Genomic DNA, 9,152 nt, shown 5'->3' with positions numbered 1-9,152 from the left:
CCCGGTCCGCACACTCTCAGGCGGAGAGCGATTCCGCGTCTCGCTCGCGAGACTCCTCTTCGCCGAGCCGCCCGCTCAACTGCTGATCCTGGACGGCGGCCCGCTCCAGCCGCGGCCGCCGCGCCGCCACCAGCGCGAACTCGGTGGCGACGAAGAAGCCGTTGCCCGCCAGCAGCGCCAGCGTCACCGGGGCGCCCAGCCCGAGGTTCACCCGTCCTCCTCCACGGTGCGGATGCGGATCAGCTCCGGCACGTGCCGGTGGATGGTCAGGACCTCCACCACGGCGGTGCGGGCCGGCTCGTCCAGCCGGGTCGGCGCCAGCCCCACCCGGACGACGTCGCCCGGCCGCGCGACCCGGCCGAGCCGCTTCATCAGCAGCCCCGCGACGGTCTCGTAGTCGCCCTCCGGCAGCGCGATGCCGGTCTCGTGGGCGATCTCGTCCATCCGCAGCCCCGCGTCCGTCGTCCACCACTCGCCGCTGCGGATCGCGAGGTCCTCGCCCGGCTCGTTCTCGTCGGCGATCTCCCCGACCAGCTCCTCGGCGACGTCCTCCCAGGTGAGGATGCCGGCGAAGCCGCCGTACTCGTCCACCACGCAGGCGAGGGGCTCGCCGGCGCCCTGCAGCCGCAGCACCACCTCCGGCAGCGGCAGCGACGACGGCAGCAGCAGCGCCCGCCGGGCGAGCGCGCGGACCTCGGTGCGGGCGGCCTCGCCCGGGCCGAGCGCGACGAGCTCCTCCAGCCCGACGACCCCGACCACGTCGTCGACGCCCTCGCCGAGGACGGGGTAGCGGGTGTGCCCGCTCGCCGCGATCACGTCGCCCAGATCGGCGGCCCGCGCCGCGGCCGGCACCGTCACCACGTCGACGCGGGGCACCATGACCGCCTCGGCGTCCCGCTCGGAGAACACCAGGGCCCGCTCCAGCAGGTCGGCGTGGCCCGCCTGGAACTGCTCCCCGGACTCGCCGATCATGTGCCCGAGCTCCTCCAGCGTCGCGCCGTGCCGCAGCTCCTCCACCGGCTCGATGCCCACCGCGCGGACGAGCCGGTTCGCGGACACGTCGAACAGCCTGATCAGCGGGCCGGCCGCGGCCATGTAGACAAGGGTGGACCCGGCCAGCGCGCGGGCCAGCGACTCCGCCCGCGCCAGCGCCAGGTTCTTGGGGAAGAGCTCGCCCAGCAGCATCTGGATCACCGTGGCCAGGACGAACCCGAGCGCGACCGCCACCCCGCCGGACGCCGCGTCCGGGACCCCGCCCGCGCGCAGCGCCGGCGCGATCAGGTCGGCGAGGGCCGGCTTGGCGATGAAGCCCACGACCAGCGCGGTGACCGTGATGCCGAGCTGAGCGCCCGACAGCATGAACGAGAGCCGGCCCATCACCCGCACGGCGCGCCCCGCGGCCCGGTCGCCCTCCGCCGCCCGCTGGTCGAGCGCCGGGCGGTCCGCAGTGACGAACGCGAACTCCTGCGCCACGAAGTAGCCGGTCGCGGCGGTCAGCACGAGGACGGCCAGCAGTCCGAGCGCGGCGTTCACCCGGGCATCCTCCTCACGCGCGGCACCTTCGAGATCCCTCCTACCCCCGCCCGGGCCGTCCCTCCCCGAGGGGTGGGACGGTTATCGACCGCTCTGCGTGGAATGAACCACAGTGCAGGCGAACCGCACTGCAGGCGAAAGGGCCGGGGCCACGACCGCGAGGGGGCGCCCATGCCGAAACCGTTCGCGTCCTCCGCGGACCTGAGCGACAAGACGCAGACGCTGGAGGTCCTCGCCGACGGGGTGTACGCGCTCACGGCCGAGGGCGACCCGAACGTGGGGGCCGTCGAGGGCGAGGACTTCCTCGTCTGCTTCGAGGCCCTCGCCACGCCCGCCGCCGCGCGCGACTGGCTCGCCGTGCTGCGCGAGCACACCGACAAGCCCGTCCGCTACCTGGTCCTGTCGCACTACCACGCCGTCCGCACGCTGGGCGCGAGCGCGTTCGGCGCCCCGGTGGTCGTCGCGCACGACCTGACGCGCGCGCTGATCGCCGAGCGCGGCAAGCAGGACTGGGAGTCGGAGTACGGCCGGATGCCCCGGCTGTTCAAGGACCCGGACGGCATCCCCGGGCTCACCTGGCCGACCGTGACGTTCACCGGCACCCTCACCATCGACCTCGGCGGCGACCGCGGCGACCTCGACCTGGCCTACTGCGGGCGCGGCCACACCGAGGGCGACATCGTGGCGTGGCTGCCCCGGCACCGAATCCTGTTCGCCGGCGACCTCGTGGAGACCCAGGCCGCGCTCTACACCGGCGACGCGTTCCACCGCGAGTGGGCGTCCGGCACGCTCGACCACGTCCACTCCTTCGGGGCCGAGACCCTCGTCGGCGGGCGCGGGGCCGTCGCGCACGGCCGCGACGCCGTGCGGGCGGCGGTCGGGCAGACCCGCGACTTCCTCACCACGATGATCGGCGAGGTCGAACGGGTCCGGCGGGAGGGCGGCGCGCTCAGGGACGCGTTCGCCGCCGTCCACGCGGCGCTCGCCCCCGCCTACGGCGGCTGGCCGATCTTCGAGCACTGCCTGCCCTTCGACGTCTCCCGCCTCTGGGACGAGCTGGACGGCATCGAACGTCCCCGCATCTGGACGGCCGAGCGCGACCGGGAGGTCTGGGCGGAGCTGCAGGACTAGCCGGTACCGGAGGAGGGATGCCCAGGGACCGCAGGAATGTCCGGATCTCGTGACAACCCGGAGACGGCCGGGCCCCGCGTGGAAGGCTCGGAAGCGCCCGGCACAGGGTTCCCGACGCGGAGGGGAGTGGCGATGACCGAGCGATACCGGCCCCGCCCGGTGTTCGATCCCGGCATCGGCGGCGAGGAGCGCGCGCTGCTGGCCGCCGCGCCCGAGCGGCTCGTCCCGGCCTGCCTGCCCGCCCCGGCGCCCCCGCGGCTGCGCACCGCCACGGTCGCGGCGCGGCTGGTGTGGATCCCGGCGTTCGCCCTGTTCTACGGCGTGCTGCCGGGCGGATGGCTGCGCGTGTGCTTCGTCGCCTCGCTGGACGACGACGAACTGGTGGGCGGCGCGGTGCGCTGGGGGAGGCTGCCCGTGGTCGCGATGATGGTCGTCCCGGCCGTGCAGGTCCTCCTGCTGCTGCTCGGCCAGGTGGAGGCCGCCGCCGTCCTCGCGGCCGCGAGCTTCGCCGCCTGGGTCGCCGGGGCGCTGCGGTACGTCCGGGAGCCCGCCGCCGCCCGCGCCGCGCGCGAGCACCACGGCCGCTACCTGCTGCCGGCCGACTTCGACCAGCCCGCCTCCGGGCTCCTCGTGCGCGCCCAGCGCGCCGTGGACGCCGTGCTCGGGTCGCGGGCGCACGGCGCCGGGCTGCTCGACGACATCAACAACTCGGTCGTCCTGCCGCGCCAGGAGTGGGCCATCGCGGGCGCCCTCGCCGAGCACACGCGGCTGCGCCGGGAGCGCCGCGCCCAGCAGCCGGAACGCCTCTCGGCGCGCGTCCGGGCCCTGCTGGAACCGCAGGACCGCGCCCTGGAGCTGTCGGTCGACTCGGTCACCGGGCGGATCGAGGCGCTGGAGGCCTACGCGCGCCGGGCGGGGGAGGCCGACGACGCCTACCACGAGGCCGGCGTCCTGCAACGGCTGCCCGAGCAGAACGCCCGCTACCGCGACCTGCTGGCGAGCACCGTCGGGGACGCGATGGCGGGCGAGGAGATCCGCGGGATGGCCGAGGACGCCCGCCGGGCCGAGCTGGCGCTGCGCGAGCGCGTCGCCGGCGCCGTGCGGGCCGGGCACGAACTGGGCCCGGCGGTCCCGCTCAGTTCTCGGCGAGCACGATGACGCGGTCGTCGGCCGAGAGCGTGAGCGGCGCCCACTTGTCCGGGTTCAGCACCACCCCGTAGCCGGGCGGTTCGTGGAACCGCTCCGTCAGGCGGTAGCCGAGCGCGACCTCGCCGCGCCGCCGGGCCGACTCGATGAGCGTCGCGAAGTCGGCCTCGGCGCCCGGCGCGAGGTAGTCGCACGCCGGCTTGAGGTAGATCTCCGAGCCGGCCGGGTCGAGCAGGTCGGCGAACACCTCGTACAGGTGCCGGTTCTCGCTCAGCTGGGTCAGCATCAGGCTGATCAGCTTCTCGCTGACGACGAAGTCGTCGGCCTTGGTGACCTGCGCGATCTCCCGGTTGGCGTCGTCGTTGATCTCGCTGACGATGGCGAAGGGGTCGCCGAGCCCGTCCTCGATGTCGCGCAGGTGCAGCAGCGTGACGAGGGTGCGGGCGTCGGCGTGCTCCCGGTCGCGCCGGGCGTCCGACAGCACGATGACGCGCTGGAACGAGCCGAGGTCGAGGGACTCCAGCGCCGGCCGCTCGGTCGGCTCCGCCCGGACGAAGTCGATCTTGAGGTTGGCCGCCGGGGGCAGCGCCCCGGTGGGGTCCTCGCGCGGCGCGGCGACGACCAGCGCCGAGTCCGGGGCGAGGAACTCGTCCAGCAGTTCGATGATCTTCGGCGCGCGGTGGTTCCAGCCGAGCATCAGCGTGCGCTCGGGCACCGGGGGCCGCGCGGTCGCCGTCGTGATCGCCGCCTCCCGGACGGGCGGCGCGGGCCCGGTGGCGAGGCGGATCAGCAGGTCGTCCTCCGCCAGGAGGATGATCTCGTCGTCGGCGCGGATCACGGTGTCCATCGGCGGGTTCAGCAGGACGGCCCCGTCCGCCCGCCGCAGTCCGGACGGGACGCCGAGGTCGTAGGCCGACAGCGACTCCCCGAACGTCATGCCCGCGAGGGCCGGTTCGGCGCGCATGTAGAACTCGTGGCCGACGAAGTCCAGCAGCTCGGTGCAGACCTGCGACAGCCCCGACTGGCGGTGCGACTGGACGATCAGCCGGATCGCCACGTCGTCGGCGTCGATGACGTGCGCGGCGGGGCCGCCCGCGAGCCGGGCGGCGGGCAGGTTGGCCGAGTCGTGCACGGCGGCGACCACGTGCGGGCGGCGCCGCCCCCAGGGGCGGGCGCCGAGCGACAGCAGCACCTTGATGATGCGGGCGTCGGCCTCGTCGGCCTCCGGCGTGACCACCATGATGGACCGCGCGGTGCCGGGGCTGACCAGCTCCACGTCCGCGACCTTCAGCGGGTCGCCGGTGCGGCACACGATCCTGGTGCGGCCGAGGTCGCCGACCCGCGCGCGGATGGCGTCCTCCATCTCGACCTTGTCCCGGTCGGCGAGGATCGCGACGCACGACCTGCGCCGGCTCTGGTTGGCCTCCACCAGCTCCGCCACCACGGTGAAGACCTGCTCGGACCAGCCGAGCAGCACCGTGTGGTCGTGCTCGACGATCCGCGACCGGCCCTTGCGCAACTCGGTGATCTTCGCTTCCAGGCCGGTGGTGAGCACGCCGATGAGCGAGCTGACGATGAAGATCCCGCCGATGGTCGAGACCAGCATCAGGCCGAGGTACGGCGCGGTGCCGGTGTCGTCCCCCATCGTCCCGGGGTCGAGCGTGCGCAGCAGGCTGCGCCAGACCATGCCGGGCCAGTGGCCGTTGGACTCGCTGTCGCCGGGCGCGATCATGACGGCGGCGGTCGCCACCACGAGCACCAGCGCCCCGGACGCGAGCCCGAGCCAGCCGATGAGGGCGGGCGTCCCCTTCGCCATCGTCCGGTCGAACCAGTACCGGACCTTGTCCCGCCGCGTCACGCGTGTCAACGGGCCGCCCCCTCCGCCGTCGCCCCGGCGCCAGCTTATTGTGTTGTCTCGCACCATTACTGGCATTCTCTCCCGCAATGGGGGGAGGATTTGCCCGATGCACACGCAAGAGGGCCGGGGCGTGGATAAATCCGCCCCGGCCCCGCGCCGCGCGCCGGAAGACCCCCGGGCGCGCGGCGGCCGCTAGTGCGCGGCTTCGTACTGCTCGATCACATTGGCGGGGATACGGCCCCGCTCATTGACCTTGATGCCGCGGTTCTTCGCCCACTCGCGAATCTCGGCGGAGCGCTCGCGGCTGCCCGCGGTGCGCGTCCCGCGGCCGCCCCGGCCCGCGGCCTTGCGCGCCTTGCGGGCGCCGGCCACGAACGGCTCCAGGCCGCTGCGGAGCTTGGCGGCGTTCTTCTTGCTCAGGTCGATCTCATAAGACGTGCCGTCGAGGGAAAAGCTGACGGTCTCGTCAGCCTCTCCACCGTCGATGTCGTCCACGAGAAGGACTTCGACCTTCTGTGCCATGCGGGGACTCCCTCTAGCTATGCGTCCGGCTTGGCGTCCGGATGTGCCTCGATGAATGCAGCATAGACCTCATCCGATATCTTGCCACGTTCGGAGACTTCGATGTCCTCACGCAATGCCCACGCGCGGACATCGCCGTTCGTGTAGCCCTTGATCTTCGCGGTGCGCGACTTGCGGCCCTTCCCGGCCGGCTTCACCTCGGCGGCGTTCTCGATGAAGGGCGCGAGGGCGTCCAGCATCTCGTTCAGCCGCTTGTAGTTGTCGTCGTTCAAGTCGATCGTGAACGTCCGGTCCAGGACTTCGAAGTCCCGCTTTGCGACATCGGCTCCTTCGGAGCCGTCGATGTCGTCCACCCGAATGACCTTCTCGGCCATGTGTTCTGTGTCTTCCTTCCCCTTGCCGACGCGGCGACCTTGACCGTAGCGGATTCCGGGGGCGGACATGGTGGCGGGACGCGCGGGGAGCGCGGAAGAAGGGCGCGCGCCGGCCGCCGCGGCGCCGGATCCGCGGTCGCCCCCTCCCGTCTTCCCCGCGCGGGAGCACGAGCCCCCGGACCGGGTGGGACGTGGCGGGGCCCAAGTTCCGGTCAAACAACGCATGCGGCGGAGTTCCCGGGGTAGCCGCCCCATCACGGGCGCAGCCACCACCACCGACGCATCATCCGAGGAGCCAGAACATGGGCGACCCCACCGGCCGCGACGACCGGAAGCAGGAGCAACTGGGCCATCGGCGGGTGAGCCCGGAAGGGGCGAGCCTCACCACCGACCAGGGGATCCGGGTCGACGACACCGACAACTCGCTCTCCGCGGGGGAGCGCGGCCCCTCGCTGATGGAGGATTTCCATCTGCGCGAGAAGATCACCCATTTCGACCACGAGCGGATTCCCGAGCGGGTCGTGCACGCGCGCGGTTCGGGAGCCTACGGCCATTTCACGCTGCACGAGTCCCTCGCGGAGTACACGACGGCCGAATTCCTGACGGACACCTCGCTGACGACGCCGGTGTTCGTGCGGTTCTCCACCGTCGCCGGGTCCCGCGGCTCCGCCGACACGGTCCGGGACGTCCGCGGGTTCGCCACGAAGTTCTACACGCGGCAGGGCAATTTCGACCTCGTCGGCAACAACATGCCGGTCTTCTTCATCCAGGACGGCATCAAGTTCCCCGACTTCGTGCACGCGGTGAAGCCCGAGCCGGCGAGCGAGATCCCGCAGGCGTCCTCCGCGCACGACACCCTCTGGGACTTCGTGCAACTCCAGCCCGAGACCATGCACATGATGATGTGGCTCATGTCGGACCGGGCGCTGCCGCGCAGTTACGCGATGATGGAGGGCTTCGGCGTCCACACTTTCCGGCTCGTGAACGCCGAGGGGCGCGCGACGTTCGTGAAGTTCCACTGGAAGCCCAGGCTCGGGATCCACTCGCTCGCCTGGGACGAGACCCAGAAGATCGCGGGGAAGAACCCCGACTTCAACCGGGCCGACCTCTGGGAGCGGATCGAGGCCGGCGCCTTCCCCGAGTACGAGTTCGGGGTCCAGCTCGTCCCGGAGGAGGACGAGCACGCGTTCAACTTCGACCTGCTCGACCCGACCAAGATCATTCCGGAGGAGCGGGTGCCGGTGCGGCCGGTCGGCACGCTGGTGCTCGACCGCAACCCCGACAACTTCTTCGCCGAGACCGAGCAGGTCGCCTTCCACCTCGGCAACGTCGTGCCCGGCATCGACTTCACCAACGACCCGCTGCTGCAGGCGCGGCTGTTCTCCTATCTGGACACGCAGCTGATCCGGCTCGGCGGGCCGAACTTCCCGCAGCTCCCCGTGAACCGGCCCGTCGCGCCGGTCCGCAACCACCACCGCGACGGCTACCACCAGACGGACATCCACCAGGGGCGGGCGAGCTACCACAAGAACTCGCTGTCGGGAGGCTGCCCGGCGGTCGGCGGCGAGGGGTCCTACACCCACTACCAGGAGCGGGTGGACGGCAACAAGATCCGCAAGCGCAGTGAGAGCTTCGCCGACCACTACTCCCAGGCGACGCTGTTCTGGAACAGCATGTCCGACTGGGAGAAGGAGCACATCGTCGGCGCGTTCCGGTTCGAGCTCGGCAAGTGCGACCACCGGCACATCCGGGAGGGCGTCATCGAGCGGCTCAACCACGTCGACCACGCCCTCGCCGTCCAGGTCGCCGAGGGCGTCGGAGTGGAGCCGCCGCGGGAGCCGGCGACGGCGAACCACGGCCGCACGTCGCCCGCGCTGAGCCAGGCGAACGCGCGCGCGGACTCCGTCCAGGGCCGCAAGATCGCGGTGCTGGTGGCGGACGGGGCCGACTCGGCGGCCGTCGCGGCGGTCGGCGACGCGCTCACCGAGGCCGGGGCGGTGGTCGAGGTCCTCGCCGCGAAGGACGGCTTCGTGCAGGCGGCCAACGGCGGGCAGATCGAGGTGACCCGCGCCATGCCGACGGTCGCGTCCGTCCTCTACGACGCGGTGCTCGTGCCGGGCGGCGAGCAGAGCGTGCGGACGCTGGCGGGGGACGGCGACGCCGTGCACTTCGTCGCCGAGGCCTTCGTGCACTGCAAGGCGATCGGCGCGCTCGACGCGGGCATCGGCCTGCTGGAGCGCGCCGGCATCGACGGCGTGCGGTTCTCCGACGGGGACGCCGTCAGCGACGCCGGCGTCGTCACCGGGCGCGGGGCGGGCGGCGGCTTCCCCGCCAAGCTGGTCGAGGCGGTCGCGGCGCACCGGCACTGGACGCGCAAGAAGGCGCACGTGCCGGCCTGACCCGCGGCCGGGGACGGCCTCCCGCTCCCGGGCGGGACGGATCGGGGGACGGGGCCCGGGGGGGGGGGGGCGGCCCGGCGAGGGCCCGGGCGGGGCCGCCCCGCCGGGGGCGCAGTGGGGGGAAATTTTGTGGGTCATGAAACAAAGTGGGGGGGGGGGGGGCGGGATATTTTATATTTTTTATATTAG

General features: G+C 72.7%; 8 protein-coding genes. 3 read left to right on the top strand and 5 right to left on the bottom strand.

Annotation, left to right across the window (positions count from 1 at the left end; genetic code table 11):
- Positions 1–16: 16 nt before the first annotated feature.
- Positions 17–211, bottom strand: coding sequence for a hypothetical protein (locus tag AB0K37_RS37685; protein WP_363989740.1), 195 nt, complete (start codon positions 209–211; stop codon positions 17–19).
- A complete protein-coding gene (locus AB0K37_RS37680; protein WP_363989738.1) occupies positions 208–1,533 on the bottom strand; it encodes a hemolysin family protein in 1,326 nt (441 codons plus the stop codon). The genes AB0K37_RS37685 and AB0K37_RS37680 overlap by 4 nt, the downstream gene beginning before the upstream one ends.
- Positions 1,534–1,704: 171 nt before the next feature.
- Here AB0K37_RS37680 and AB0K37_RS37675 point away from each other — a divergent pair, with 171 nt between their 5' ends.
- Both AB0K37_RS37675 and AB0K37_RS37670 read left to right on the top strand, forming a co-directional pair.
- Positions 1,705–2,664 carry an MBL fold metallo-hydrolase gene (locus tag AB0K37_RS37675; protein ID WP_363989735.1) on the top strand — a complete coding sequence of 320 codons (960 nt, stop codon included), beginning with the start codon at positions 1,705–1,707 and terminating at the stop codon, positions 2,662–2,664.
- Positions 2,665–2,796: 132 nt separating this feature from the next.
- Positions 2,797–3,822, top strand: coding sequence for a hypothetical protein (locus AB0K37_RS37670; protein WP_363989733.1), 1,026 nt, complete (start codon positions 2,797–2,799; stop codon positions 3,820–3,822).
- Here AB0K37_RS37670 and AB0K37_RS37665 read toward each other — a convergent pair.
- The 3 genes from AB0K37_RS37665 to AB0K37_RS37655 all read right to left on the bottom strand — a co-directional run bounded on the left by AB0K37_RS37665 (position 3,800) and on the right by AB0K37_RS37655 (position 6,564).
- A complete protein-coding gene (locus AB0K37_RS37665; protein ID WP_363989742.1) occupies positions 3,800–5,668 on the bottom strand; it encodes a potassium transporter TrkA in 1,869 nt (622 codons plus the stop codon). The two genes, AB0K37_RS37670 and AB0K37_RS37665, sit on opposite strands and share 23 nt — an antisense overlap.
- A 192-nt stretch (positions 5,669–5,860) precedes the next feature.
- Complete coding sequence (locus AB0K37_RS37660; protein ID WP_179834013.1) at positions 5,861–6,190, bottom strand: Lsr2 family protein; 330 nt, start codon at positions 6,188–6,190, stop codon at positions 5,861–5,863.
- Between the two features lie 17 nt (positions 6,191–6,207).
- Entirely contained in the window at positions 6,208–6,564 is a 357-nt protein-coding gene (locus AB0K37_RS37655) for an Lsr2 family protein (protein ID WP_089312171.1), read from the bottom strand.
- A 302-nt stretch (positions 6,565–6,866) separates the two neighbouring features.
- Between AB0K37_RS37655 and AB0K37_RS37650 the strand changes: the two genes are divergently transcribed.
- Positions 6,867–8,963: a catalase gene (locus tag AB0K37_RS37650; protein WP_363989730.1), complete on the top strand. Its 2,097-nt coding sequence runs from the start codon at positions 6,867–6,869 to the stop codon at positions 8,961–8,963.
- The last annotated feature ends 189 nt before the right edge of the window (positions 8,964–9,152 follow it).

This window comes from Actinomadura sp. NPDC049753 (assembly GCF_040674655.1).
Classification (GTDB): Bacteria; Actinomycetota; Actinomycetes; order Streptosporangiales; family Streptosporangiaceae; genus Spirillospora; species Spirillospora verrucosospora.
This window is presented reverse-complemented; position numbering and strand designations above follow the sequence as displayed.

What these genes read in the sequence shown, in the direction of transcription:
- AB0K37_RS37670 (WP_363989733.1), top strand. Translation starts at nt 2,797, where the DNA reads ATGACCGAGCGATACCGGCCCCGCCCGGTGTTCGATCCCGGCATCGGC.
- AB0K37_RS37655 (WP_089312171.1), bottom strand. Translation starts at nt 6,564, where the DNA reads ATGGCCGAGAAGGTCATTCGGGTGGACGACATCGACGGCTCCGAAGGA.
- AB0K37_RS37650 (WP_363989730.1), top strand. Translation starts at nt 6,867, where the DNA reads ATGGGCGACCCCACCGGCCGCGACGACCGGAAGCAGGAGCAACTGGGC.
- AB0K37_RS37660 (WP_179834013.1), bottom strand. Translation starts at nt 6,190, where the DNA reads ATGGCACAGAAGGTCGAAGTCCTTCTCGTGGACGACATCGACGGTGGA.
- AB0K37_RS37675 (WP_363989735.1), top strand. Translation starts at nt 1,705, where the DNA reads ATGCCGAAACCGTTCGCGTCCTCCGCGGACCTGAGCGACAAGACGCAG.